The organism is Rhizobium sp. CB2179 (assembly GCF_057653455.1).
The window spans coordinates 252,513-277,346 of the sequence record NZ_JBYGKR010000003.1; the positions used below are offsets into that span (position 1 = coordinate 252,513).

Annotated in this window: 24 protein-coding genes; 14 read left to right on the top strand and 10 right to left on the bottom strand. The window is 59.8% G+C overall.

The annotated features are described in order from the left end of the window. Positions 1-160: 160 nt before the first annotated feature. The 4 genes from AC244Q_RS29700 to AC244Q_RS29715 are packed head-to-tail and all read left to right on the top strand — an operon-like array spanning position 161 to position 3,887. Positions 161-886: an ABC transporter permease gene (locus tag AC244Q_RS29700; protein WP_003554213.1), complete on the top strand. Its 726-nt coding sequence runs from the start codon at positions 161-163 to the stop codon at positions 884-886. A 10-nt stretch (positions 887-896) separates the two neighbouring features. Next, positions 897-1,601, top strand: a complete 705-nt coding sequence (locus AC244Q_RS29705; protein WP_065283870.1) for an ABC transporter permease — start codon at positions 897-899, stop codon at positions 1,599-1,601. 25 nt (positions 1,602-1,626) lie between these two features. After that, the gene (locus AC244Q_RS29710; RefSeq protein ID WP_128407428.1) at positions 1,627-2,403 is read left to right on the top strand and encodes an ABC transporter ATP-binding protein; all 777 of its coding nucleotides are present in this window, start codon (positions 1,627-1,629) and stop codon (positions 2,401-2,403) included. Continuing rightward, entirely contained in the window at positions 2,400-3,887 is a 1,488-nt protein-coding gene (locus AC244Q_RS29715; protein ID WP_128407429.1) for an HAL/PAL/TAL family ammonia-lyase, read from the top strand. Before AC244Q_RS29710 ends, AC244Q_RS29715 begins: the two co-directional genes overlap by 4 nt. 7 nt (positions 3,888-3,894) lie before the next feature. Here AC244Q_RS29715 and AC244Q_RS29720 read toward each other — a convergent pair whose 3' ends face one another. The 7 genes from AC244Q_RS29720 to AC244Q_RS29750 all read right to left on the bottom strand — a co-directional run bounded on the left by AC244Q_RS29720 (position 3,895) and on the right by AC244Q_RS29750 (position 13,601). Then, on the bottom strand, positions 3,895-4,437 hold the full coding sequence (locus tag AC244Q_RS29720) for a hypothetical protein (RefSeq protein WP_012763414.1): 543 nt from the start codon (positions 4,435-4,437) through the stop codon (positions 3,895-3,897). 198 nt (positions 4,438-4,635) lie between these two features. Next, positions 4,636-6,048: a DUF1254 domain-containing protein gene (locus AC244Q_RS29725; RefSeq protein ID WP_128407430.1), complete on the bottom strand. Its 1,413-nt coding sequence runs from the start codon at positions 6,046-6,048 to the stop codon at positions 4,636-4,638. Between the two features lie 529 nt (positions 6,049-6,577). Further along, positions 6,578-7,393, bottom strand: coding sequence for a transporter (locus AC244Q_RS29730; RefSeq protein WP_128407431.1), 816 nt, complete (start codon positions 7,391-7,393; stop codon positions 6,578-6,580). A 216-nt stretch (positions 7,394-7,609) separates the two neighbouring features. Next, positions 7,610-8,398 carry a DUF481 domain-containing protein gene (locus tag AC244Q_RS29735; RefSeq protein WP_128407432.1) on the bottom strand — a complete coding sequence of 263 codons (789 nt, stop codon included), beginning with the start codon at positions 8,396-8,398 and terminating at the stop codon, positions 7,610-7,612. A 90-nt stretch (positions 8,399-8,488) separates the two neighbouring features. Beyond that, positions 8,489-10,765: a tetratricopeptide repeat protein gene (locus AC244Q_RS29740; protein WP_128407433.1), complete on the bottom strand. Its 2,277-nt coding sequence runs from the start codon at positions 10,763-10,765 to the stop codon at positions 8,489-8,491. Positions 10,766-10,835: 70 nt separating this feature from the next. Continuing rightward, positions 10,836-11,846 carry an HAD family hydrolase gene (locus tag AC244Q_RS29745; RefSeq protein ID WP_128407434.1) on the bottom strand — a complete coding sequence of 337 codons (1,011 nt, stop codon included), beginning with the start codon at positions 11,844-11,846 and terminating at the stop codon, positions 10,836-10,838. A gap of 84 nt (positions 11,847-11,930) precedes the next feature. Further along, on the bottom strand, positions 11,931-13,601 hold the full coding sequence (locus tag AC244Q_RS29750; protein WP_012763409.1) for an arylsulfatase: 1,671 nt from the start codon (positions 13,599-13,601) through the stop codon (positions 11,931-11,933). A gap of 291 nt (positions 13,602-13,892) precedes the next feature. On the opposite strand from AC244Q_RS29750, the gene AC244Q_RS29755 reads away from it, so the two are divergent. The 6 genes from AC244Q_RS29755 (at position 13,893) to AC244Q_RS29780 (ending at position 20,544) form a co-directional block, all read left to right on the top strand. Next, a complete protein-coding gene (locus AC244Q_RS29755; protein ID WP_012763408.1) occupies positions 13,893-15,788 on the top strand; it encodes a sensor histidine kinase in 1,896 nt (631 codons plus the stop codon). Next, entirely contained in the window at positions 15,785-16,417 is a 633-nt protein-coding gene (locus AC244Q_RS29760; protein ID WP_003554191.1) for a response regulator transcription factor, read from the top strand. Before AC244Q_RS29755 ends, AC244Q_RS29760 begins: the two co-directional genes overlap by 4 nt. Positions 16,418-16,518: 101 nt before the next feature. After that, positions 16,519-16,890: a response regulator transcription factor gene (locus AC244Q_RS29765; RefSeq protein WP_003554188.1), complete on the top strand. Its 372-nt coding sequence runs from the start codon at positions 16,519-16,521 to the stop codon at positions 16,888-16,890. A gap of 363 nt (positions 16,891-17,253) precedes the next feature. After that, the gene (locus tag AC244Q_RS29770; protein WP_003554185.1) at positions 17,254-18,891 is read left to right on the top strand and encodes an arylsulfatase; all 1,638 of its coding nucleotides are present in this window, start codon (positions 17,254-17,256) and stop codon (positions 18,889-18,891) included. Between the two features lie 56 nt (positions 18,892-18,947). Further along, positions 18,948-19,472: a hypothetical protein gene (locus tag AC244Q_RS29775; protein WP_012763406.1), complete on the top strand. Its 525-nt coding sequence runs from the start codon at positions 18,948-18,950 to the stop codon at positions 19,470-19,472. A gap of 166 nt (positions 19,473-19,638) precedes the next feature. Further along, on the top strand, positions 19,639-20,544 hold the full coding sequence (locus tag AC244Q_RS29780; protein ID WP_012763405.1) for a formylglycine-generating enzyme family protein: 906 nt from the start codon (positions 19,639-19,641) through the stop codon (positions 20,542-20,544). A 174-nt stretch (positions 20,545-20,718) separates the two neighbouring features. Here AC244Q_RS29780 and AC244Q_RS29785 read toward each other — a convergent pair whose 3' ends face one another. Beyond that, positions 20,719-20,973, bottom strand: a complete 255-nt coding sequence (locus AC244Q_RS29785; protein WP_012763404.1) for a hypothetical protein — start codon at positions 20,971-20,973, stop codon at positions 20,719-20,721. 65 nt (positions 20,974-21,038) lie between these two features. Further along, on the bottom strand, positions 21,039-21,287 hold the full coding sequence (locus AC244Q_RS29790) for a hypothetical protein (protein ID WP_012763403.1): 249 nt from the start codon (positions 21,285-21,287) through the stop codon (positions 21,039-21,041). Positions 21,288-21,507: 220 nt separating this feature from the next. On the opposite strand from AC244Q_RS29790, the gene AC244Q_RS29795 reads away from it, so the two are divergent. Further along, positions 21,508-21,747, top strand: coding sequence for a DUF6894 family protein (locus AC244Q_RS29795; protein WP_003554701.1), 240 nt, complete (start codon positions 21,508-21,510; stop codon positions 21,745-21,747). 2 nt (positions 21,748-21,749) lie between these two features. On the opposite strand, the gene AC244Q_RS29800 is transcribed toward AC244Q_RS29795, so the two are convergent. Then, positions 21,750-22,475, bottom strand: coding sequence for a Crp/Fnr family transcriptional regulator (locus AC244Q_RS29800; RefSeq protein ID WP_128408314.1), 726 nt, complete (start codon positions 22,473-22,475; stop codon positions 21,750-21,752). A gap of 573 nt (positions 22,476-23,048) precedes the next feature. On the opposite strand from AC244Q_RS29800, the gene AC244Q_RS29805 reads away from it, so the two are divergent. The 3 genes from AC244Q_RS29805 to AC244Q_RS29815 are packed head-to-tail and all read left to right on the top strand — an operon-like array spanning position 23,049 to position 24,807. After that, a complete protein-coding gene (locus AC244Q_RS29805; RefSeq protein WP_245460694.1) occupies positions 23,049-23,837 on the top strand; it encodes a phosphatase PAP2 family protein in 789 nt (262 codons plus the stop codon). After that, a complete protein-coding gene (locus AC244Q_RS29810; RefSeq protein WP_128407988.1) occupies positions 23,834-24,586 on the top strand; it encodes a COG4280 domain-containing protein in 753 nt (250 codons plus the stop codon). The genes AC244Q_RS29805 and AC244Q_RS29810 overlap by 4 nt, the downstream gene beginning before the upstream one ends. Then, positions 24,583-24,807 carry a hypothetical protein gene (locus AC244Q_RS29815; RefSeq protein ID WP_003554166.1) on the top strand — a complete coding sequence of 75 codons (225 nt, stop codon included), beginning with the start codon at positions 24,583-24,585 and terminating at the stop codon, positions 24,805-24,807. Before AC244Q_RS29810 ends, AC244Q_RS29815 begins: the two co-directional genes overlap by 4 nt. Positions 24,808-24,834: the final 27 nt, after the last annotated feature.

Below are 24,834 nucleotides of genomic sequence, written 5' to 3' on the forward strand. Positions count from 1 at the left end.
CATGCTCGAACAGGATGTTTAGGCTGGGTCGGCCAAAATCTGAATCCTCTTCTAAAGAAAAGAGTTAGAGCATGATGTCGTCCGAAAGCCGCTCACACTTTTCGGCATCATGCTCTGGTGTCAATCCGCAAAACACTGCCACGGACGGGGAACGGACGATATGGCAAGCTTGGAACTGCTCGGCTTCGGCTCGACCGGATGGGGCGCGCTGCTCATTGCCGCCGCCTTGATGACGCTGGCCGTCACGGCCACAGCGCTGGCAATCGGCGCGGTGCTCGGCGCGATCGTCGCTGCGGCAAAACTCTCCGGTAATCTTGTCCTCGTCACGCTCGGCAATGTCTATACGACCGTGTTTCGCGGCGTGCCCGAGCTGCTGATCATCTATCTCATCTATTTCGGCGGCTCCTCGGCGGTCACCTCGATCGGCCAGGCGATGGGTTACGAAGGTTTCCTCGGCCTGCCCTCCTTTATCGCCGGCGCGCTTGCCGTCGGCATCATCTCCGGCGCCTATCAGGCGGAGGTGTTCCGCGGCGCTTTTCTCGCGATCTCCAAGGGCGAGCTTGAGGCAGCCTCGGCGATCGGCATGCATCGCGGCATGCGCCTTCGCCGCATCATCATGCCGCAGGTGTTTCGCCTCGCCATTCCCGGCTTAGGCAATGTCTGGCAGCTCAGTCTCAAGGATTCGGCGCTGATCTCCGTCACCGGCCTTGCCGAACTGATGCGCACCAGCCAGGTGGCGGCGGGTTCAACGCGGCAATATTTCCTGTTCTTCATCGCCGGCGGCTGCCTCTATTTGCTCCTGACCAGCCTTTCTGACCGCATCTTCAACGGGGCGGAGCGCCGCGCCAATCGCAGCATGCCGGCATCCGCCATGGGCCAGGCGTAAGGAGGCGACAATGGATTTCACCTTCATCGCCTCGACCTTGGTCACCCTGCTCAAGGCCGTACCGACGACGCTCATCCTGTTTTCGTTGTCGATTATCACCGGTGGCCTGCTGGCGCTCGTCATCGTCTGGATGCGGACCAGCGGCAACCCGGTGCTGTCAAGCTTCGCCAAGGGTTACATCTTCATCTTCCGCGGCTCGCCGCTGCTGATCCAGATGTTCCTGGTATTCTACGGCCTCGGCCAGTTCGGCTTCATCCGTTATTCCTTCCTCTGGCCATTCCTGCGCGAGCCGATGGTCTGCGCCGTGCTGTCGCTGGCGCTCTGCACCGCCGGCTACACGGCGGAGATCTTCCGCGGCGGCATTCGCGCCGTCTCGCCGAAAGAGATCGAGGCGGCGCGCTCGATCGGCATGTCCGGCTTCCTGCTGGTCCGCCGTATCCTGGCGCCGATCGCTTTTCGCCACGCGCTGCCGGCCTATTCCACCGAGATCGTGCTGATGATGAAGTCGACGGCGCTCGCAAGCCTCGTCACCGTCTGGGAGGTCACCGGCGTCGCCCAGCGGCTGATCTCACAGACCTACCGCACGATGGAAGTCTTTCTGTGTGCGGCGATCATCTATCTCGTCCTCAACTTCATCATCCTGCAGGGCATGGCTCTGCTCGAATATTCGCTCTCGCGACATCGCCGCGCGGCCCCGCAGGCGCTGAAGGCGTAAGCATTTTGACCCGATTGGAGCACCCATGCCAGGCGTAACCCGACTATCGGTCCGCAATATCCGCAAGAGCTTCGGTACGCACGAGGTGCTGCGCGGCATTTCCCTCGATGCTGAAGACGGCGATGTGATTTCGCTGCTCGGCGCCTCCGGTTCCGGCAAGTCGACCTTTCTGCGCTGCATCAACATGCTCGAAACCGCAAGCGACGGCGAAATCTGGGTCGACGGCGAGGAGATCCGCATGGTGCACAAGAACGGCCGGAGCAAGCCGGCCAGCCAGAAGCAGGTGGACCATATCCGCTCTGAACTCGGCATGGTGTTCCAGTCCTTCAATCTCTGGTCCCACATGACGATCCTGCAGAACGTCATCGAGGGCCCGATCCATGTGCTGAAGCGGCCGCGGGCCGACTGCATCGCCGAGGCCGAAGCGCTGCTCGAAAAGGTCGGTATCGCCGATAAGCGCCACGCCTATCCGGCCCACCTCTCCGGCGGCCAGCAGCAGCGTGCGGCGATTGCCCGGGCGTTGGCAATGAAGCCGAAGGTGATGCTCTTCGACGAGCCGACTTCGGCGCTCGATCCGGAGCTTGTCGGCGAGGTGCTGCGCGTCATGCGCGCGCTTGCCGAGGAGGGCATGACCATGCTCGTCGTCACCCACGAGATGAGCTTTGCCCGCAACGTCTCGAACCGTGTCGTCTTCATGCGCGAAGGGCTGATCGAAAGCAGCGGCAAGCCGGAGGAAATGTTCACCGGCGGCGCGACCCCCGCCTTCCGCCAGTTCATCGGCCATTTCGGAAGCGGTCAATGACGGTCACCATCGATGCAGGGCTCACCTGGCGCGAAGTCGCGCGCGTTGCGGCCGGGGAAGAGCTTGCGCTGTCGCCCGCCGCCTTTGCACGTGTCGAGCAGGCAAGCCGCATCGTTGCGCGCATCGTCGAGACCGGTGTGCGCGCCTATGGCATCAACACCGGCGTCGGGGCGCTGGCCGATACGGTGGTTGATCGCGCCTCGCAGAGCCTGTTGTCGCGCAGCATCGTGCTCAGCCATGCCTGCGGCGTTGGGCCGTTGCTTGCCGCCCGCGAGGTGCGCGCCATCATCGGCGCTGAGATCGCCAATTTCGCTCATGGCCATTCCGGGGTGCGGCGCGAGATCGTCGAGCATCTCACAGCCCTGTTGGAACATGATTGCATACCGGATGTGCCGTCCAAGGGCTCTGCCGGTTATCTCGTCCACAATGCCCATATTGCCCTTGTTCTGATCGGCGAAGGCAGCGCTCACCTGGACGGTCGGCGCATGAGCGGCCGAGAGACGCTTGCCGCGATCGGCCTCGAGCCCTTGGTGCTCGGCGCCAAGGAGGGCTTGAGCCTTGTCAACGGCACAGCCTGCGCCACCGGCCTGACCACTGTCGCGCTATCGCGCGCCGAACGGCTGCTCGACTGGGCCGATGCGATCGCGGCCCTGACGCTGGAAGCGGCGGGCTGTCAGATCGGCGCCTTCGACGAAGCCGTGCTGGCGCTGCGCCCATCGGCGGGAATAAAAAAAGTCGGAGCGAGCCTGCGCGCGCGGCTTCAGGGCAGCGGTCTTGTCGCCGCCGGCCTCGGCCGGCGCACGCAGGATGCGCTCAGCCTTCGTTCGGTGCCGCATGCCCATGGCGCCGCCCGCGATGTCTTCGACAATTCCGCCCGGGTCGTCGACCAGGAGCTTGCCTCGGTGACGGATAATCCGGCTGTCTCAGGCACGCCGGAGCAGCCGATCGTCTCCTCCGAGGCCCATGCGGTTGCCCCGGCGCTCGGGCAGGCGGCCGATAGCCTGGCGATTGCGCTCGCGCAGATCGGCGCGATCAGCGAGCGGCGCATGGACCGGCTGGTCAATCCGCTGGTGAGCGGCCTGCCGCCCTTTTTGGCGAGCGATGCCGGCAGCCATTCCGGCTTCATGATTGCTCAGTATACCGCCGCCGCCCTCAGCAACGAGAACCGCCGCCTTGCCGCACCGGCGGCCATGGACGGCGGGCTGACCTCCGGCCTGCAGGAAGATTTTCTCGCGCATCCGACAGCTGCCGCCGGCAAGCTGCTCGCGGTCATCGACAACGCCGAATATATCCTGGCGATCGAGCTGATGGCGGCCGCCCAGGCGCATGATTTCCTGGCGACGACGGCGCCGCGAGCCGCAGGCACGGATCTCGTCTATCAAGCCGTGCGGGAACGTGTTTCCCATTATGGTGACGAACGGCCACTCAACGGCGATATCGAGGCTGTCCGCAGCCTGATCCGCGAGACTGCGCCGCCGCTATAGTTGGCTGTCAGAACGGCTGAGTTTCGGAATTCTTCTTTGGCTTTTCGCCGGCCTCGAGACGCTTGAGGCACTGGAGATAAGTCGGGTAAAGCTGCTCCACCCGCGAGAGCGGCAGCATCCAGTCGCCTTCGTCGCCGGCGAATGTGATCTGCACGTCAGGCATTCCGGCAAAGGAATTCTTGATGATCTTCTTCAGCCCGGCGCTCCCCTTGCTGGCCGGGCCCCAGAGGCGAAGCGTGTTCTTGTCGAAGAAATCGGCAGCGATTACTTTCGTCACCGTACGATCGGTCAGCGTCACCTCGGTCTTCGTGCCGGCCGGAATGTCCCATGTGGTCTTTGCGACCAGCCAGAATGTCTCGGTCGCGCTCTGGCGGAATTCCATGGTCTTGCCGATCTCGCTGTCCCACAGCAGGCGGCAATAGGGATGCGGGCTCTCGTTGGAAAAGCCGACCGACCATTGTCTTGCGCCGCCCATCCATTCGGTCTCGCCGAAGGCAGAGACCGGCTGCAACAGGGCCGCCATCAGAACCATCACTGTCGGAATTTTCATCGCCGAACCATCTCCAACGCAATCGGCTCCAGCAATAGCAAAAGAAGGTTGAGCTTTTGCTACTACAGCGCCGCGGGTCTTTTCAGACACGCAAGGACGCTGTAGCAGTTTCAACTGCTGTTCCTGCTTGCCGCGTCTTGCTGTGAGTCGGATAGGATTCGGCTGAACGCCGCGGCGAACTGAACTGAACCGAACTGGCTATGATGTCTTGGCCATGGGCGGATGTTTCCACGTGCCGTCGAGCGCCTCGTTTTTTGGCCAGTAGAGGCGCATCGCGACGAAGAAGGGGCCTTTGGGCGCTGGCAGCCAATTCGGCTCCTTGTCCTTGCCCGGCGACCCATTCTGCACATAGAAGGTGTAGCCTCCATCGGAATCCTTCACGAATTGCGGCAGCATCGGCTTGTTGAGCAGGTATCGGTCGATCGGATTGGCGACCAGCAGGCTCGCCGGGAGATCATACATCGTCAGCGACCAGAAGGCGTGAACCGGCGGCATCTTGTCGGCTGCGAAGTGGACGGTGTAGCGGTTGGCGCCGTCGAGCTTCTGCCCCTCAGTGTCAATGGCGTAGACCGGGTACATCGCCTCCTGCTTTGAATTTCCGTAAATTCCGAGAACGGCCGCCGCCATGCGATACAGATAGTTGTTCTTGAGGTATTCGCGCGTGCCGAACATATCGCCCGAGGTCACCGTGCCGGCGTCGATCTGCTTATTCAATATCCCAAGATCGGCCCAGGCGTCGGCCATGCCCTGTTCCATGGCGGTCTTCATCCCGGGCGAGAGCGCAGCAACGTCTATTGTCTTGCCTGCACCGATCCCGATCTTGGCAAAACGCGCCATCAACTCGGTCTCGGATGGATTGAGCGAGCAGAACCGCAGGACGAAATTCAGGATGTTGAAAAACTCGAGCGACTTGCGCTCGTCGTCCGGCGAAACCGGCTTGATAAAGTCGATTGCGGGAGCGGCCGCAGGTGCGGGCTTGCCGAGAAACGACGAAAGCGGCTCAGCCTTGTAGCCATCCTGGATCTTTTTCACATTGTCCAAGTCGTCGGTGTTGAACAACTGCGTGCGATAAGCCCCAATAACGAGATCGGTCTCCGCGCGAAACACATTCTTGATGCCCGCAGGCATCTCGCCTTTCCACTCTGGGCCCGCGACCAGGAAGCTGCCGCCGTCGTTGCCGGTCGTGCGGCTGCCGGCATAGTCGAAGTTAAACGTATAAGCGTCGATGAGCTGAATGCTGAAATACCGGTCCTTCTCGATCACTGGCACGGTAAGGACCATCGGTTCAGCGCGCAGGTCCAGGCCAATCATGGAATAGGGCGTGTCGGAATTGGGCGTCTGGATTGCCGTATCTGCGGGCGTGTAGACGCGGGGGATGTTCTTGAGGTGGTTCCACGGAGCCTTGTATTCCGGGTTCTTGTCGTCGACGAAATAGGCGTATTGGATCCGGTAGCTGTCCACCGCTGGGAAGCCGTAGATATAAGCCTCCTTGGCGATTGCGCGAGCCTCCTCTGCCGTTACATCGTCGGCTGCGGCACCAGTGGAGCGAAGTCCCAAAAGACCTGCCGCTAACAATGAAGCCCTCGTGAAGTCGCGTCTGGTCAGCTGCATGACATCCTCCATCTGTTGAGATAGCCTACAACTGCGCACATCTTTTCAGACGCGCAAATATGGTTTTAACGCTTTGAATTTCTGTAGAATTTTGTTCTTAAATCGATTCCGATTTAAGAAACCATGCACTAGCGTGTCAGTTGCGGGGCGACGTTCGGTTGAATTCTCTAAACCACAGCCCGAGATAGGTACGCTACTGTACATTAGATTATTATAAATTACATCACATAAGGAGCGAGTGTCCGCCTTAAATAGCGGCCGTAGCTTAGGGCGGGGTCGAGCCTTCGCAGCATCATTGGCAAACGGCAGCTTATGGCGGCTTTGAGACTTTGGTCTAAATCTCATAATGGCGGGAAGTTGCCGTTCGTCGCCTATCCCGCAATCAATGGCTGTTGGCAGTTGATGCCAGATTAATAGGTCCTGACCCCAGAGCAAATTTCGCGATGGACGCCAGACAAGCCTATATTCACGAAGATTGGTAGATCCGAGCTCCAAGACGTTTGGGCGGAGCGCGTCGTCGGCTGCGGATTCACTTAGGAAAGAGGGACGTGACCGCGACGCGGAAGCCCAGTCCTTCCGGGCCATTGTCTGGAGCAGCCGCCCAATATCGTATGCCCGCCGTCAGGCTGATTGGCTGTTTGTCGATGGTGATCAGCTTGGCGACTGCGAAGTTGATCGGCACCGACCAGTCGTTTGCTTCCCAGTCATAGGTGGACTCGGTATTGAGCGAGAAAGTCCAGGCGTCCTTGGTGGTGTAGGAGATGAAGGGTTGCATGAACGTCGAACTCACGTCCCGACGATCACTCTGACCGGCAAATGACCAGATATGGTTGCCGAGCATGCCGTAGGTCCAGGGACCGTCCTGCTTGAGGACGACCGCGGTCGGACCCGCTCCCCATTTACCGCTTCCGAGAAGCTCATCCGTGCCCGTAGGAAGAAGGAACACGGGTCCTGCACCCCAGACCACGCCACTCTCGGTCGGCTTTGAAGGAGAGAGGAAGAAGCTCTGCACTGTGTCGCCGAGGCCGAATTGCGTGCCGGAGGGTCCGGCGATGTCGTTCTGCCATGTGACCGGCAGGATGGTCCTCGAAATGAGATTCCAGTCCTCGTTCAGAGAAAACGGAATGACAGGCTGGATGTTCATCGTTGCCTTGTCGCCGTCTTCGGGACCATAGCCGTGGTCGTAGTTGAACTGGAACGGCACGCTGATCAGCGAGGCGATTGGATTCGACAACTTCTTCGCAAGCTCTTCGCTCGACTGAGCGCTTGCCGTACCTGCCCAGAGACTGAGTGCCGCGACAACCAGTGCCATCCGAGAAGCGACGTTCGTCATCAATGCCTCCATGATCCGATTGAATTCAGCCCTGCGTTCTGCGAAGTGAAACGATATCCCCAGGATCGAGCCTTGCTGGAGACCGAACTGTGAGCCGCTGTCTTTTCACGGCAGCTCTCTGCTTCCTGGGGGACGTCGTTGTTCCGGCTCCTGGAGAACATCAGGTCTTTAATGGCGAGCATATCGGATGGATAATCGCCAACAGCACGAAGTTCGCCAGTCCGGGCGTTAGAACCGAATGGCGACCCCGAAGATCGGCCCCTGCTGGACGACGTCGAAGACGAACCCGTCATTGTCGTAATTGACGCCGAGTGCGCGATATCCGGCGACCGCCGAGATGCTGTCGTTGAACTTGTAGCCGAGGCCCAATGCCACGTCCCAGTCGAGGTCGGCGCCGCCGGCACCCACCAGACCCCATCCGGTGAGATAGATTTCCGGCGTGAAGAAGTAGTTTCCTCTGACGCCGGCGACGGCATCAACCCATGTGGCGCTGTCTTCGACATCCACTCCGGCCAGAATGCCGCCATTGAAGGAAATCTCGGTTTTGGCCGACCAGACCTTCATGCCGCCGACCACGTCGAGATGGCCATTTTGGTCTTCGAGCACGGCGTAACCGACGCCAAGAAATCCCGCGAAGGTCTTCGACGTCACATCGACGCTCTCGGCAAGGATGCCGGCAGGTGTGTCGGCGTCGGCACCGAGCTTGGTGTAGATCACGTCACCGACGATGCTGAAGCGATCATATCTTGCTTCGCCTGCCGCCATGAAAGCGAAGTCGAGGTTCTGGAGGATATCGCCGAAGTCCGCGTCGACATGAACTTCCGGAAGCCCGAACTGCCCAATGTCGCCGGATAAGCCGGCAGCCCAGAAATATGGAGCGAAGGTGAATTCCCAGCCGCTCTGGCTCTCGACTATTTTTGCTTCCGGCGTGAGCGGCGTGATATCGGCGGCGTTGCCGCCCGACGCTGCAGAAATGCCCGCCAGTAACAGAATGGCACGCAAGTATATGGCCTTCATGAGAATCCCCCGATCCCGTTTGTCGCCTCGGCACTGCTGTCCCGAGTCGGCACTGTGCAGCGAGAAGTAGATTTGGACAAGCTAAAATACCTATTTCCCGTTGATCGCCTGCTTCAGCTGCCCGATGAGGCCTGAAATCTGCGGGTCCTGAGGCCTCAATCGCGCCAGATCCTCCGCGTGTTTCAGCGCCTCCGGCAGCCGTCGAAGCTTGAGACTGTATTGGAGCGCCAGGCCAATGATGTCGGGATCTCCGCCCGTGGCCCAGCCGCCAAGCCTGTCCAGGGCGTCTCCCGTTCGGCCAGCGGAATCGAGGGCGACGGCAAAGGTCGTTTTGTACCGAGAGTTTGGCGGATCGAGCCGCACCGCTTCTTCGAGTTCGGCTATCGCCTCGGGCAATGCCTGCTTGCGTACCAGGGACAGCGCATGTCCGTAGCGCAGATCCGCGCGGTCGGGCGCCATCTGGATCGCTTCGGCATAAGTCTGCTCCGACCTCTCGTTTCGGCCGGTGGCGCGGTAGAACTCGGCGAGATTGATGCGCATTGTTACCAGCGTCGGGTCGAGCGAGATCGCCCGCCGGAAGGCGGCTTCGGCCTCGGCCGTCGCCTGCCGGGCGAACAGGAAGAAGCCATAATTGCTTTGTGTTTCCGCGACGTCGGCGTTCGTTTCGACATAGGCGCGCAGGTCCGCGACAGCGGCTTCGAAATTGCCTTGCTGATTGCCGAAGAGGTGCGGAGGAGTGCCGGCGAGTGCATTGGCGGCAGCAACGCGCACCGCACGCGTTTCATCGCCGAGCAGGGTGCCGATCGCATCCAGCCTCTGCTCCGGCGGAATATTGCCTGCCGCTTCCGCTGCACCGAGCCTGACAAGCGGATCTGCATCGGTTGCGGCTGTTCGAATGTCGGCGGTGACGTCGATGCCGCCAGTTCGGCTCATTGCGGCGATGGCGCTGCCCCTGACAATTCCTGCTTGGTTTTGGTCAATGACAAGGGCGCGCAGAGCCTCCGCCGCGGCTTGATCACGGTTCGCAGCTCCGGCGAAGGCATGGGCGATCGACGCGCGTTTGCGCCATTGCGTTCCGTACCATTTGTCCATCGTATCGGCTGCCCAATCATCGGTTTTGCCGACATGGCAGGTCGTGCATGCATTCGGCGTTCCAAGCGTTGCCGACAGGTCGGGCCGTGGGATGACGAAGGAGTGGTCGCGGCGCGGGTCGACCTTCATGTAGGTGCGTTCGGTCATGTGGCAGTTGGCGCATTGTGCTCCAGTCGAACCGGCCTGATGGCGGGTGTGCGCGGGAGTGTCGAACAGCCCGCTCGGATCCTGGTTGACGAAGCGCTCCGGCTTCGTCTCGGTATGGCATTGCGTGCACAGGGCATTGCCCTCCGCCTTGAGGCCGGCCTCGTGCGGCCGATGACAATCGAGACAGGTCACGCCCGCCCTTGCCATCTTGCTTTGCTGAAACGAGCCATATTCGAAGACCTCGTCGAGTATCTGTCCGTCCGGGAAATAAAGATCCTGCCGGAGCAGGGCAGGGGAGAAATAATCAAGAAAGGGCTTTCCCGGTTGATAGCCGTCCAGCAGTTTGGTGCGCCTGGCATGGCAGGCCAAACAGATGCCCGCATCGACTTTCGGCAGACCTGTATCCGGCTTGACCGAGGATGATGCGTTGCCCGATCGCGCCAAAGCCACGTGTTTTGCGCCCGGGCCGTGACAGGATTGACAGCCGATGCTGGTGGCGACGTAGGTCGACTTGTATTCGTTCGTCTGCGGTTGAAACCCCGCTTGGGGATCGGTCGAATGGCAATCGATACAGGTGCGGTTCCAGCGGTAGAAAGGACCTGTCCAATGATAGGTCGATCCGGGTTTGGCCGGGGTGCCGTTTCCGAGCCAGAACCACTGCCGTCTGGCTGTATCCCAGGCGATGTCGAGAGCCTGCAGCCGCCCTCCTCCAATGTCGACGAGGTATTGCTGCAGTGGTTCGTAGGCAAAGGTATATTTGACTTCGAACTCGGCCTGGCCGCCGTCCGCTCCCTCGGTGTTAACGAAGAAGCGGCCGGCGCGGCGGGTGAAGGTCGTGACGACGCCGTCATGTTCGAACCTGCTATTGTCGAAATCGCCACGCACCGTTCCGTTGTCGGCCAGTGCCATGGCCTTTGCATGGTGGGATTTCGAAAAAGCCGCCGCCTGATCGGCGTGGCAGGATGCGCACGTCCTTTCGTCCACGAAACCTTCGTGGATAGATATCTGCGGATCGGAGGCGGGTATCGAAATGTCGTCACTCGCAAGGCTGCGCCCGGCAAAGGCGAGCAACAGGAAGAACAGGAGGTGTGTTCCTCTCACCGCTGCTGATCGAACAGACGCTGCCACTCAATCACTCCCATATGACGTTTTGCAAGGTCCCGCCGCAGGTTGAACTCTCTGGCGTGAGGGCGCAGTCCTAGTCCTTGAAGACCTGCTTCCAGTCGGCCTTCATATCGACGACGGTCCAGCCGGTGATCGCGGCTGCATCGAGCGCCTTGTCGAGGCGGCCGAACTCTGTATCTCGGTCGTAGGCGTATTCACGCTCCGCATCGGTATGATGGATCAGCACGCCCAGCCTAGCAGGTGCGCCCGCCATGGTCGTCCATTGCAGCATTTGGAGATCTCCGTCGGAATTGCCGAAGGCGGCAATCGGCCGCCGGCCGATCTGCTGGTTGATTCCGACGGGTTTACCGGCCTTGTCGTCGATGAAATTGACTTCGGGGAGGCGAAAGAGGGTCGGCGTGTCGTCCTGCATCCTGAATTCGGTCTTGATCGACGAGCCGATAACCTGCTCCGGCGGGACACCGTAGACCTTCTCCACCCATGGCCGCATGAACTCGATGCCTCCGCCTGACACGATGAAGGTCTTGAAGCCGTTGGCGCGGAGATAGGCGAGAAGCTCGACCATCGGCTGATAGACGAGTTCGGTGTATGGCCGCTTGAATTTAGGGTCGCGCGCCGAAGCGAGCCAATCAGTGACGACCTTCTGGAAATCGTCGCTGGTCATTCCGGCATGCGTGGCCATGATAAGCTCGACGAGGCCCTTTTCGCCGGATGCCGCGAGCGTCTTCATATCGCCTTCGAGCACGGCCTTGAACGGCTGCGTTTGCTTCCATTCCGGATGCTGCGGAGCAAGCCCCTTCACTCGGTCCAGGGCGAACGCCAGCTGCGTATACATCGGATGCTCGACCCACAGGGTTCCATCATTGTCGAAAACGGCGATACGCGCCGCTTCCGGGACGAACTCGGCTGAACCCGGTTTTGTCACCTTCTCAACGAAGGAGATAATCGCTTGCTTCGGCGCAGTATCATTCCACGAAGGCAGTGCGTCCGTCTGAGCGACCGCCGCCGCCGCGGCAAAAAGCCATACTGCAGCGGCGAGCGCGACGCCGCGGGAAAAATACCGGAAATTACGTGCCGAAATCATCGCAAATCCTCCACGACTAGCTTGCAGCAATCTAAAACTCGGAACTATACGGCAGCCCCGGATCGCTCCGGGGCTGCCAAAGACTTAGTTTCCGGTCGGCATAGGAATGCTCACGCCTTCCTTTGCCAACGATTCTCGGATCCACTGAAAACGACTGTAGTCCGATAGCGTGATGGGACCATTGTAGGTCAGGCTCTGGGGTTTGCGAGGTGGGTACTCCACGTAGGTGGCCATGATCTTCTTCAATTCTTCGCCCATGACGACGCCCATCCAGGTCCGCTCGGTGAAGTTGTTCATGAAAATGTCGTAGCGTTCCTGCGGGTCCTGCCACAGATCGAACACCTGGGGCACGGTGGCGACATACTTCTCCTCACCCTTCCAGCCGAGGTTGGTGTCGACCGCCAGCCCGCCCGTCGAGGCTCCGTTATCCCCGCGGATATTAAACGCGAACTTGTAGTTGTTGACGCGTATCGCACCGGGCGAGAGCTCGTTTTCGGTAAAGTAGAACCATGACTTGCGTTCCGATTTACCGGTGCCGAGCAAGATCGGCGACATGTCGTAGCTATCGAATATGATCGGTTTATCTTCGCGATCCTTGTCGGGTAGCGGAACCGCGCCGACGGCGGCGAATGTCGCCATTAGATCGAGACCACCGACGATGTCGTGGTTCTTGGTGCGGGGTTTGATCTTTCCGGGCCACACCGCAATCGCAGGAACACGGTTGCCACCCTCTCGCAAGGTGCCTTTGGTTCCGCGGAACGGGGTGTATCCGGCGTCCGGATAGACGTCCTGCCACGCCCCATTATCGGTGGTGTAGAAAACCAGCGTGTTGCGGTCCATCCCGGTTTCCCGCAACTTGTCCATGATTCGGCCAATGCGGGTGTCGAGTTCCACGATCGAGTCCGCATACTTCGACTTCGACATGGACTTGTGCTCGAACTCCGGGGCCGGCATGTTCGGCTGGTGGACCTTCATGAAGTTCACGTTGATGAAGAAGGGTTCGTCCGGTGCTTTGGCAGCCTCGTCCAGAAAGCCCAGTGCCGCTTTCTCTACGTAGCCGTCGAAGAACGGAATGCCGACAACGCCCTCCTTACCGTCGATCATGGGTGTGTCGACGTATTGGCCATTGACCTTGAATTCTTCGGTCACTGGTCCTCCTGCCTTGGCGGACAAAGCCCCCTTGGTCACCTTCTGGAACATCTCCCGCAGCTTCGGATCCATGTCCGGGAACCAGGTGGGATCGGCATACGTATAGGCATTCAGATGGTAGAGGCCGGCGTACCGCATCTCATCATAACCCTGCGCAGTCGGTAGGGCGTAGTCCGCTTCGCCGAGATGCCATTTGCCGGTGAAATAGGTGTGATAGCCGCCACGTTTCAGCACGGATGCAAGTGTCCATTCGGCCGCGGGCAAGCCACCGCCCTGACCTTGAAAGGCGACAGTCGTCATGCCGCTGCGGTTTGGTATTCGCCCCGTCTGCATGGCCGCACGGCCGGGCGTGCAACTCGGCTGGGCGTAGAAGGAGAAGAAGGTCATGCCGTCTTCAGCAAGCTTGTCGATGTTCGGGGTCGGCATCCCGCGACCTTCACCTCCGCCATAGGGGCCGAGATCACCGTAGCCGGTATCATCCGAAACGATGAACAGGATGTTGGGTTTTCGTTGGGAGTCCTGCGCTTGCAGGGGCGAGGCCGCACACCAAAGAATGGTGGATGAAGCCAGTGCTCCGATGCAGCGGATAAGGATTCTGCTGTTCATTTCAAATCCCTCCGTTGACGTTCTTGAATGACGAAGCCGCGCGGCAAAGGCCTGCGATTGCATCGTCGATTCAACTAGACTGCTTTGAAAACGAAGATCCTGCCGGAACTGTCTCCGGCGGGTTGCGAAGCCGGCGCATCTCTGCCCCGGCGTGCTGAACCCTAGCGAATGCTGCCTTCGCTCGATATTGTACTTTAGGGAATCTTCATGTGTGGCAATCGACAGTAGTGATGCGCAGATGACGACGCAGCGGGAAGCTGTTATTGTCGCCCGGCTTTGGGGGGAAAGCGGATGGGCTTGGGCGAATGGTCAGGTCGATTATGCTGCGCTGCCTTTTTGTTGGCGGTCGTCGCCATGAGTGTGCCCAGTCGCCAGGCCGCAGCCTCCGACACCTCTATTGCCATCATTGACCGGGTTCCCCGCGTCCTCGTCCTCTATCCCTATGACGAGAGGATCGCGGCGACGACCGCTGCTGGAGAGGCGCTGCGGACCCGTTTGCTGGAGGCGACAAACGGCAAGATCGACCTGTTTTCCGAGTTCCTGGATCTCTCGCGGTTTCCGGAAGGTGACCACGTCGCGCGCATGGCACGCTATCTGGGCGAGAAATACGCGGCGCGCCGCCCCGACGTGGTCGTGGCCCTCGGCCGGGAATCGACGAGCTTCTTCGTCGCGAACCGCGGCACGATCGCTCCAGGCGCAAAAATCGTCGCCGCCGGTTTCGGCACCGCCACCGCCGAGAAGATCGACTTGCCCGATGACGTTATCGGAGCCTTCTCGACCTTCGACATTCTGAAGACGGCTGAGATGGCCCGCGGCCTGCAGCCCGATGCCCGCCACCTCTACGTCGTCGGTGGCTCGTCCGACTTCGACCGGAGCTGGCTGACGACGGCCCGCGTGGATTTGAAACAGTTCTCCAAATCCTATGATACGACGACCTATCTGGAAGATCTGACGATCGACGAATTGGTCGAACGTGCTTCCCGCGTACCGCCCGACAGCATCATCCTGGCATTGACGGTCTTTAAGGATCGGGCAGGGCGCAACTTCATTCCGCGCGACGCGATCAGACAGATCGCGTCGACGGCCAGCGCGCCTGTCTACGGCCCTTATCAGACCTACATCGATCATGGCGTCGTCGGCGGCAATACCGTCACATTCGAAGCGCTCGGCCGGACCGTCGGTGACCTCGTCATCGATGCGATTGCCGGCAAGCCGGTATCCGATCTCGAAGCGCCACAGACCTATGTCGCCGATGCCCGGCAGCTCAAGCGCTGGGGGCTCGCCGAAAAGGATCTGCCGCCGGGCACGATCCAGATGCACAAGGAGAGGAGTCTCTGGGAGGAACATTGGATCGTGTTGGTGGCGGGGGGCGGCCTCGTGCTGGCGCAGGCCAGCATCATCTCGGTGCTTCTGCTCGAGAGGAGGCGCCGCCGCGACGCCGAGCGCAGCTCGCAGCTTCACCTGCTTGAAGCTGTCCATCTCAACCAGTCCGCGACGGCCGGCGCACTATCCTCGTCGATCGCTCACGAACTGAACCAGCCGCTATCGGCCATCCGAAACAACGCTGAGGCTGCCTCGGTGCTGCTGCGGAGTGCAAACCCGGATCACGGGCTGATCCAGCAGATTCTTCTCGACATCCAGGAGGACGATCAACGCGCAGGCGATATTATCAGCCGGATGAGAGGGTTGCTCAAGAAGAGAAGCGAGATCGATTGGCAGGAGTTCGATCTGAACGATGTCACATCGAGCGCAATCCACATCATTCACGGCGAGGCGGAACGGCGCGGAATTACGCTGACCTCAACCCAGCCGCCCGGTGAACTGCCGGTGCGTGCCGACAAGGTTCACGTGCAGCAGGTCATTCTCAATCTGGCGACCAACGCGATGGACGCCATGCTGGACGCCGTTCCGGCCGGGAGAACTCTTACCTTCGCGACGGGACTGGCGAACGAAAAGGCGGAGCTGCGGGTCTCCGACACCGGAGACGGCATTCCGGAAGAGAGGCTGATCCGCATATTCGAACCGTTCTATACCACCAAGCAGGCGGGGACGGGGCTGGGTCTGTCCATAGCCCGCGCCATTCTCGAGACCTATGGCGGTACCATCCGTGCCGACAACCGCCCCGAGGGAGGCGCGGTCTTTCGCGTGGCCCTGCCTCTCGCCCACAGGGAGGAGCAATCGAGATGAAACCGGTTGTCCATATCGTCGATGACGACAAATCCTACCGGACGGCGACCGCAAGGCTGCTTTCCGCAAACGGCCTTAGGGTCGAAGCTTATGAATCCGGGGATCAGTTTCTTTCCCGACTTTCCGCTTGCGAGCCGGGCTGCGTTCTTCTCGACCTCCAGATGCCTGGCCAATCCGGCCTGCAGATCCAACGCCGGCTGTGCGAGCTGGCGCCGCTATTTCCGGTCGTGTTCCTGACGGGGGAAGGAGACATCAAGGCAAGCGTCGAGGCGATGAAGGCGGGCGCCAAGGATTTTCTGGAGAAAAGTTCTACCGCAGCGACATTGATGGGGGCGATCGATCGCGCTCTTATCCAATATGAAAGACAGCGGGCCGAACACGACCGTCTCCAGGGCCAGCGGTCGCTGGTGGCGGGGCTTAGCCCGCGCGAGGCCGAAGTGTTCCGGTTCCTCATTCGCGGCCGTCTCAACAAGCAGATCGCTCATGCGCTCGGCATCTCGGAGCGAACGGTGAAGGTGCATCGCCATCAGGTCATGGAAAAGCTTGGGGTACGTTCGCTGGCCGAGGCCGTGTCGATCGCCGCGAATATCGGTCTCATCGATCAGGATACGGCATCGTCAGCGGGTTGATCCGATATCCTTCCCCTTAGGACAATATCAATCGACCTCTAAGCGGCCTAATTTGACCGGCAACCGTTAGTCTCTCATAGGTTCGAAAGAGGGGGCATGAGGTGGAGAACCTTCGCCGCACGGTCGCTGTCGTCGACGATGACGCAAGCCTGCGGCGCAGCCTGGGGCGGCTGCTCAACGCCTACGGTTTTCTGGCCATGGAGTTTGCATCCGCCGAGGCCTTTCTCGCTCGCGATCCCAAAGCGGCGATAGACTGTCTTGTCCTTGATATCGACCTCGGTGGCATGTCCGGCATCGATCTGCAACGCAGGCTGAAGGCCGACGGGACGACCCTTCCAGTGATTTTCATCACGGCACTGGAAACCGCCTCCGTGAAGGCAGAGGCGGAAAAGGTGGGATGCGTTGCTTATCTGCAGAAGCAGTTTTCCGGAGCCGCGCTGATTGCGGCCATCAACAAAGCATTGGGATTGTGACCTGAGAGCCGGAGACCATGCGCTCCCCAGCACGGCGGTCGGCGTCGCATCGGCGGCAGCTTTGCCGACCTTATAATTTATAAAATACGATTATAATCAATAAGTTAACATGCTAAAATCAAGAAAATTGCCGATGTTGATTGCCGATCTTTGTAATTTGCAATTTGAATCTTTAGACATCTATGATGCAGCCGCCCGTGAATTTACAGGCGGCCATTGAGCGGGCTGACAGCTTGGCGCCTAAAGTGCCCTGCTCAGGGCAAAGCACACCGACCCTCCCTTAAGTGCAATAGCGCGGGACCGTATTTGCGCTAAATTTTTGGAAGCAGCCAAACAGCCGATAACGTGAACGGGAGCGCCACGATGAGCAGCAAGAGCAACCGGCAAGGTTACAACGCCACCCGTCGCCAAATCCTGCTGGCCGGCGGTTCGGCAATCGCTTTAACGGCATTCTGTCCGATCGCCAGCATCCCGGCGCTTGCCCAGGCAGGAGCAAAGAAACCGAACATCCTTGTGATCTTCGGCGATGACATCGGCTGGTGGAACACCAGCGCTTACAATCGCGGGCAGATGGGATACCAGACGCCAAATATCGACCGTATCGCCGACGAAGGTGCGATGTTCACCGATCTCTACGCTCAGCAATCCTGCACGGCGGGGCGGGCGGCCTTCATCACAGGCCAAAGCTGTTTTCGCACGGGGCTGCTAAAAGTCGGGCTTCCCGGAGCCAAGGAGGGTCTGTCTGAGAAGGATCCGACAATCGCCGAACTGCTCAAGCCACAAGGGTACGTTACCGGCCAGTTCGGCAAGAACCATCTCGGCGATCGCAACGAATTTCTGCCAACGGTCCATGGCTTCGATGAATTCTTTGGCAACCTCTATCACCTCAATGCCGAAGAAGAACCGGAGAACCCCGATTACCCGAAGGATCCACAGTTTCTCGCAAAATTCGGACCGCGTGGCGTGCTGAAATGCAAAGCAAGCGAGACAGACGATCCGACCGAGGATCCGCGTTTCGGAAGAGTGGGCAAGCAGACGATTGAGGATACGGGACCGCTCAATAGAAAACGCATGGAAACCGTTGATGAGGAATTCCTAGGCGCTGCCAAGGACTTCATCGACCGCAGCGCCAAAGCCGACAAACCGTTCTTTTGCTGGTTCAACTCGACCCGGATGCATATCTACACGCATCTTAAGGCTGAGTCGGAAGGCAAAACGGGGTTGGGGATCGTTGCCGACGGCATGGCCGAATTTGACGGTATGGTTGGCCAGCTGCTCGACCAGCTCGATGATCTTGGAATCGCCGAAAACACCATTGTTGTCTGGACGACCGATAACGGTGCAGAGGTGTTCTCCTGGCCTGACGGGGGCACAACGCCGTTCCATGGCGAAAAGAATACAAATTGGGAGGGGGGCTACCGCGTGCCCGGGATGGTGCGCTGGCCGGGCGTTGTCAAACCGGGAACCGAGATCAACGAGATTGTCTCCCACGAAGACTGGCTTCCGACCTTGGTTGCGGCAGCCGGCGAGCCGGACATCGCAGCCAAGCTTCTGAACGGCTATGAAGCGGCCGGCAAGACATTCAACGTGCATCTTGACGGCTACAATCAACGCAAACTGCTTGATGGCACAGGGCCTGGGGCGCGCAAGGAGTATTTTTACTGGACTGATGACGGAAGCCTGGCCGGATTGCGCTACGACCGCTGGAAGCTGGTGTTCATGGAACAACGAGCAGAGGGGTTGGACGTGTGGCAGGATCCTCTGATCACACTGAGATTTCCGAAGTTAATCGACCTGCGCGCCGATCCGTTCGAAATTGCCCAGCATGCAGCGGGAGACTATGCAAGATGGCGTGTAGAACATGCCTTCGCGCTGGTTCCGGCCCAGGCATATGTGGCCAAACATCTTCAAACCTATGTAAAATATCCGCCCCGCCAGGCGCCGGGAAGCTTCTCGATGGACCATGTGCTTGAGAAACTCCAGCGGGGTGGCGGACAGTGATCACGCTTTGACGAAAGGCAAGGATGCGCCGTTAATTTTCGGATCGGAAAAGATCAATGATCGCGAATGAGAACAGGCAAACAACGACCATTCTCCAGCGAGCGAGGCACGAGATAAAGGAGTATGCCTTCCTCTGCGCCTATCTCTATGTCTGTTTCGCGGCTATCCTCCTCTACAAAATGGCAGTGCTCGGTGGTCAGGGTGTGGAATTTCTTGTGTTCGGTATACCCGCGCTCAAGGCCCTCATTCTCGGAAAGTTCATCCTGCTCGGTCATACGATCCGGCTGGGAGAGAGGTCCGGCGGTTCGAGACTCGTCGGCGTCGTGGCATATAAGGCGGCACTCTATCTTTCGCTGATCCTCGTCATGTCGCTCGCCGAAGAGTGCGTCGTTGGGTTCCTCCATGGCCGGACGCTCTCGGTTGTGATCACAGGTATGGCCGGCAGGTTACCCGAACTCCTGGCCATGAGCGCGATCATGCTACTGATCTTGATCCCTTATCTGGCTTCGAGGGAACTCGGAGTGGCGCTCGGCAAAGGAAGGCTTTGGGGTCTGTTCTTTGAGCATCGCGAGGTGCGGTAGGTGCAAACAACGATTGGCGAAGACGAATTCTCGTCCGTGTTGATGAAGGCACACAGCACGGCGGCGATCGAGTGAAGGTCTCCGCGAATGAATGATAAGTGAAGGTCGAACGCAAGGCGACGCCATGGTGGAACCACGGATTGCGAAAGCTCCTCCGAGCGGCGGTATGTCATGGATCCCCGGCGGCGATTTCCTGATGGGCTCGGATCGCCACTATGCGGAGGAAGCCCCGGCACACAGGGTTCGCGTCGACGGTTTCTGGATGGACACATGCCCGGTGACGAACTGGGCGTTTTCCGCCTTTGTCGAGGCGACCGGCTATGTCACCACGGCGGAGCGGCCGGCCAACCCGGCGGATTATCCGGGTGCGATCATGGAGATGCTGGCACCAGCATCGGTCGTTTTCATCAAGCCGAAGTCGCCCGTTGATCTCACGAACCACTACAACTGGTGGAAATATGTGCGCGGAGCGAACTGGCGCCATCCGCGGGGACCGGCAAGCACGATCAAGGGGCTATTGGAGCACCCGGTTGTCCACGTCGCGTTCGAGGACGCGAAAGCCTATGCGGCCTGGGCCGGCAAGGAACTGCCGACCGAAGCGGAATGGGAGTTCGCCGCACGCGGCGGGCTTGAGGCGGCGGACTATGTCTGGGGCGGGGAAATGTTACCCGGCGGCCGGCATATGGCCAACACCTGGCAGGGCGAGTTTCCCCTCCAGAACAGTCGGGAAGACGGTTTCGAGGGGACATCTCCCGTGGGAAGTTTTCCGGCCAACGGCTATGGTTTGTTCGATATGGCCGGCAATGTCTGGGAATGGACGACCGACTGGTATCAAGAGCATGGCATGATCGACAGCCCGTGCTGCACAATCTCGAATCCCGTCGGCGCTGAACTCTCCAACAGCCATGATCCGCGCCAACCGCAAATCAGCATTCCACGCAAGGTCATGAAAGGCGGTTCACATCTTTGCGCACCCAATTATTGCCGCCGCTACCGGCCGGCCGCGCGCATGGCGCAACCCGTCGACACAGCAACTTGCCATCTGGGCTTCCGATGTATTGCCCGCGGATGATTCATAAACATTCTGCCGGATGATGTCCAAGTAGCGCATCCAGGCTCTCAGCCGAAGCGGGACGGGGTATCGTCGAGGCAGGCCGCGCGAGATTCAAGTGGCAACAGAAGCCAGGCCAAAATGAGATGGCGGCCGAACCTCGAAAGGTTCAATCCTCGCCTTTCAAATCCGCCCTCAGCTTGACCTCCACGAGTGAGCGCCGGAGCTTTCCGCGTCGATCCCCGATGGCGGGTGCGGCCCAAGGCGCTCGATTAGGTTCTGGAGGAGCGTGTCTCGAGCGGAGTGCTGAACGAGATCGATGGCAAGGGTCAGGGCGCGGCGGCCCTCGTTGCTATCGATCTCACAGTGGTTCTTCGTGCACCACCGCCGAACCGCGGTGATGACGATATCAATGTCTTGATCGGACAAGGTAATGAGGGACTGAAGCATTTCGATGCCTCCAAAATCCGATAGGAGCAGCCCTGCGGTCATGCCAAGGGATGAAATCGAATTCGCTAGTGATGAGCAGTGGACGTCGCCGCGTTGATCTTCAGCGAAAGAGGGCTGTCAAACTTCATGATCAGCAGCGTGACCAGTTCCTCCGGCGTCCTGTGCCCTTGGCTAAAGAGATCGACAGCCGCGCTGCAGAGCAATTCCGTTGCTCGTTCCGTCGGCGTGACGCGGTTATGCCGGTACCAGGTTCGAACCGCCTCCGTAAGCACGTTCACGTCTTTCGTCTGGAGCGAGAGATTGAGATCGATCATATCATCCTCCTACGCGTCGCCGCTCCAGATTAATCTTGAGTTGAAGCTCGCGTTGAAAACTTAATCCATTGGTACCTCGCCGCCAACCATCAGTGCGGTTGCGCACAGTGGCCGTAAGGACATCGGCGCCGATGACGAAGGCGGGCCCAATGCTGTTGATCTGAACGCCGCGGACCGGCAAGATAGGCGACTTGTCCTTCCAGGCTTTGAAGGATTTCGAATGCCACGCTTTTACTTCAACATTCTGTCTGAAGCAGGATCGCTCGACGACTGGGAAGGAACCGAGCTTGCCGATTTGGATGCCGCTCGCGTTGAAGCGGTGCGTGATGCGCGCGCATTGATGAGCAGTGCCGTGCTGCTTGGATATGACATTTCGTCAAGAAGCGTCGAGATCAGAAACGAAACAGGCGATATCCTGCTCGTGTTGCCCTTTGCGGAAGCGGTGAAGCCAATGGGCTAAATCTATCTGGGGCGGAGCGGAAGACCCAGCAACCTCTCATATTCGCGCTCCGGCACTCCATAACAGCCACCGGCAATTTCGATCAATTTTTCCCTGTCCAGAATTCTAACGTTTCCGCGGGTCGATCGGATGGCGTGGACGCCCTCAAGGACGTGTAGTTCGTTGGTGACGCCCGAACGGCGGACGCCGAGCATCAATGCCAGAAATTCATGGGTAATGGCCAGGTCATTGCCTTCGAGGCGGTCGTGACACATCAGGATCCATCGAGCCAGCCGCTCATGCACATTGTAGCGGGCGTTGGCGAGCGCCGAATGGGCGAGCTGCAGCACGGTTGTGTGAACATAGCGAAGGAAGAAATCCTTCATCTCGGGATCATCGGCGAGCGCGCGCTGAAATGTCTCCATCGGCACCATAATTCCGGACCCCGCGACTTGCATGAACGTGCGCGTGGGGGTGGTCTCTACCGCCAGGACGACGTGCATGCCGGATGCGCCTTCGCGCCCGATGTGGCCAATTTCCACAACTTCTTCGTCGATGCTGCTGACAACCATGGATGCCAGGCCCCTTTCCAGGAAACAAACATGCGTGGTCGGCACGTCGCTGGCGACAAGAGCATGCCGTAATGGCAGGTCGATGCGCTCCATCGCTCCCGACAGGCGTGCGAAGCGGTCCGCGCTCAACTTTTTCAGCAGGGTATTTCCAACGGTCGATTGGTCGAAGTGGGGCATGGCAGCTCCGCATAGGGAGCTTGGATGTCAAGCCAAACGCCTGTGGGTGTGGTGAAAAACTACGGGACGGCCGTCGGTTTGACCAGAGGTCCCGAGGAAGTGTGCGTTTATGACAAAACCGCACATAAGCCACTGAAATCCTTGATGTGCAGTGGCGATAGGCCGGCAACGATGTTTGGTGCCGACCAACAGACCATAGCACATTTCGCCTCGGCATGCGCGCTCATTGCGAAAGGATTAATGATGGAAACATTTTGCCTCTTTCAGACCGCCGATAGCCATCAAACTAGGATCGTCATAGGTAGCGAAGGCGGGGACACGTCCATGGGCGTACCGGGATGACGCCTTGATAAGGTCGGTCACCGCGTTGAGCGTGCCGCTCACGCCATTCCAAGGCGTCGACGCCTTCTAGGCCGCGGGCCGAGCCAGCGTCGATGAATCATGGACGGCGGCGACGCCGGGCGTAAAAACGTGCTTCAGGGACGTTTCGAATGCAGCGGTGTCTTGAATCCCGAGGTCGCGTTGCCGATTTGCGCGAGGACCGACATGATGCAATGGGAGCTCGACGGTGGCATGACCGAGGTTCAACGACGAGGTTTTCTGACGAGGCTAACGGCCTATGAGCCGCTGACGCTGATTATGCTGGCATCCATCGCGGGAGGCTTGTTCGTGCTGCAGCGATTGACGAGCGAGGTTCTTGAGGGCGAGACGTTCCGCTTCGATGACGCGATCCTGCTGGCGTTGCGACGGCCTGGCGAACTTGCCGTGCCGATCGGGCCCGGCTGGCTGACGCATGCCATCGGCGACATAACCAGCCTCGGCGGCATTACCGTTCTCTCGCTGATGACGGTTCTCGTGACCGTCTATCTTCTGCTCGACCGGCGCTGGCCGATCGCGATCTTCGTCTTTTCCTCGGTGCTGACCGGCTGGCTGGCGAGCACGCTCTTGAAGATCCTCGTCGCCCGGCCGCGCCCCGATATCGTGCCGCACCTGGTCGAGGTGAGCGATCTCAGCTTTCCCTCCGGACACGCGATGGTCTCGGCGGTGACCTATCTGACGCTTGGGGCGCTGCTGGCCCGGACACAGCGCTACCGGTCGACGCGGATCTTCGTCATGGGCGTCGGCGTCTTCCTCGCCGTCATCATCGGTTTGAGCCGGATCTACCTCGGCGTCCACTATCCCACGGACGTCTTGGCTGGATGGTGCGCCGGTGCACTCTGGGCGCTCGGCTGCTGGCTGATTTCGAAGCGATTCGTTCCGAGCCGCGCTCCAGATGATGTTGGCGAAGCCGGAAAATGTAAGAGGGGACAGCAGTTCAGGCTGATACGTGATTTCCGCCGACATAACGGACAAGAACCATGACAACTTTGACAACGATCACCTCGACGGTCACGGCCGCGTTTCTCGGCTCCTTCGTCGAGGTCGTTGAAGCCTTCACCATCATCCTCGCCGTCGGCGTCACGCAGAGCTGGCGTCCGGCCTTCATCGGCACCGGTCTTGCACTCGCCCTTCTCGCTCTTCTCGTGCTGGCTCTAGGTCCGCTGCTCGGCCTCATTCCGATCGAGCTGATGCAGTTCGTCATCGGAACGTTGCTCGTTCTTTTCGGCCTGCGCTGGTTGCGCAAGGCGATCTTGCGGGCCTCGGGCTTCATCGCGCTGCACGACGAAGAGAAGGCCTTTGCGGCCGAGACCGACAGCCTGCGGCGCCAATCCGCCGAGCGCCGTGCCAATTTCCTGGCAGGGATCGCGGCTTTCAAGGCGGTTCTGCTCGAGGGGATCGAAGTGGTGTTCATCGTCATCGCCACCGGCGCCGGACACGGCATGATGGGTTATGCCAGCCTTGGGGCCGCCGCCGCCTTCCTGCTAGTGCTGATCATCGGCATCTTCGTGCACAAACCGCTCTCGGCGGTTCCAGAGAACAGCCTCAAATTCGTCGTCGGGCTGCTGCTCAGCGCCTTCGGCATATTCTGGATTGGCGAGGGCGTTGGCGCCGACTGGCCGGGCGCCGATCTTTCGCTTCTGGCGATCCTTGCCGTGCTCGCCGTCTTTTCCTTCGCCGCAGTCCGGATGCTGCGCCGCTATTCCAACACCCATGCCGAGGTCGCCGCATGATGAATATTCTTAAAGTCGTCTTCAGGGAGTTCTTCGGCATGTTCATCGACGACGGCGCGCTGGCGCTGTTGGCGCTGCTATTGATCGCCGCCGTCGGCGTGCTGGTGAAATTCGCGCATGTCGACGCGCTGCTCGGCGCTGCTCTGCTTCTCGTCGGCTGTCTGATGGTCCTCGCCGAGAGCGTGGCACGCGCGGCGCGGAAGAGGTTTCAGCGGAAATAGCCTCGGAACGCTATTGCGGCACCTTGA

Coding starts and splice junctions, on each gene's coding strand:
- AC244Q_RS29700 (WP_003554213.1), top strand. CDS start 161: ATGGCAAGCTTGGAACTGCTCGGCTTCGGCTCGACCGGATGGGGCGCG.
- AC244Q_RS29705 (WP_065283870.1), top strand. CDS start 897: ATGGATTTCACCTTCATCGCCTCGACCTTGGTCACCCTGCTCAAGGCC.
- AC244Q_RS29710 (WP_128407428.1), top strand. CDS start 1,627: ATGCCAGGCGTAACCCGACTATCGGTCCGCAATATCCGCAAGAGCTTC.
- AC244Q_RS29715 (WP_128407429.1), top strand. CDS start 2,400: ATGACGGTCACCATCGATGCAGGGCTCACCTGGCGCGAAGTCGCGCGC.
- AC244Q_RS29720 (WP_012763414.1), bottom strand. CDS start 4,437: ATGAAAATTCCGACAGTGATGGTTCTGATGGCGGCCCTGTTGCAGCCG.
- AC244Q_RS29725 (WP_128407430.1), bottom strand. CDS start 6,048: ATGCAGCTGACCAGACGCGACTTCACGAGGGCTTCATTGTTAGCGGCA.
- AC244Q_RS29730 (WP_128407431.1), bottom strand. CDS start 7,393: ATGGAGGCATTGATGACGAACGTCGCTTCTCGGATGGCACTGGTTGTC.
- AC244Q_RS29735 (WP_128407432.1), bottom strand. CDS start 8,398: ATGAAGGCCATATACTTGCGTGCCATTCTGTTACTGGCGGGCATTTCT.
- AC244Q_RS29745 (WP_128407434.1), bottom strand. CDS start 11,846: ATGATTTCGGCACGTAATTTCCGGTATTTTTCCCGCGGCGTCGCGCTC.
- AC244Q_RS29750 (WP_012763409.1), bottom strand. CDS start 13,601: ATGAACAGCAGAATCCTTATCCGCTGCATCGGAGCACTGGCTTCATCC.
- AC244Q_RS29755 (WP_012763408.1), top strand. CDS start 13,893: ATGGGCTTGGGCGAATGGTCAGGTCGATTATGCTGCGCTGCCTTTTTG.
- AC244Q_RS29760 (WP_003554191.1), top strand. CDS start 15,785: ATGAAACCGGTTGTCCATATCGTCGATGACGACAAATCCTACCGGACG.
- AC244Q_RS29770 (WP_003554185.1), top strand. CDS start 17,254: ATGAGCAGCAAGAGCAACCGGCAAGGTTACAACGCCACCCGTCGCCAA.
- AC244Q_RS29775 (WP_012763406.1), top strand. CDS start 18,948: ATGATCGCGAATGAGAACAGGCAAACAACGACCATTCTCCAGCGAGCG.
- AC244Q_RS29780 (WP_012763405.1), top strand. CDS start 19,639: ATGTCATGGATCCCCGGCGGCGATTTCCTGATGGGCTCGGATCGCCAC.
- AC244Q_RS29785 (WP_012763404.1), bottom strand. CDS start 20,973: ATGCTTCAGTCCCTCATTACCTTGTCCGATCAAGACATTGATATCGTC.
- AC244Q_RS29790 (WP_012763403.1), bottom strand. CDS start 21,287: ATGATCGATCTCAATCTCTCGCTCCAGACGAAAGACGTGAACGTGCTT.
- AC244Q_RS29795 (WP_003554701.1), top strand. CDS start 21,508: ATGCCACGCTTTTACTTCAACATTCTGTCTGAAGCAGGATCGCTCGAC.
- AC244Q_RS29800 (WP_128408314.1), bottom strand. CDS start 22,475: ATGCCCCACTTCGACCAATCGACCGTTGGAAATACCCTGCTGAAAAAG.
- AC244Q_RS29805 (WP_245460694.1), top strand. CDS start 23,049: ATGACCGAGGTTCAACGACGAGGTTTTCTGACGAGGCTAACGGCCTAT.
- AC244Q_RS29810 (WP_128407988.1), top strand. CDS start 23,834: ATGACAACTTTGACAACGATCACCTCGACGGTCACGGCCGCGTTTCTC.
- AC244Q_RS29815 (WP_003554166.1), top strand. CDS start 24,583: ATGATGAATATTCTTAAAGTCGTCTTCAGGGAGTTCTTCGGCATGTTC.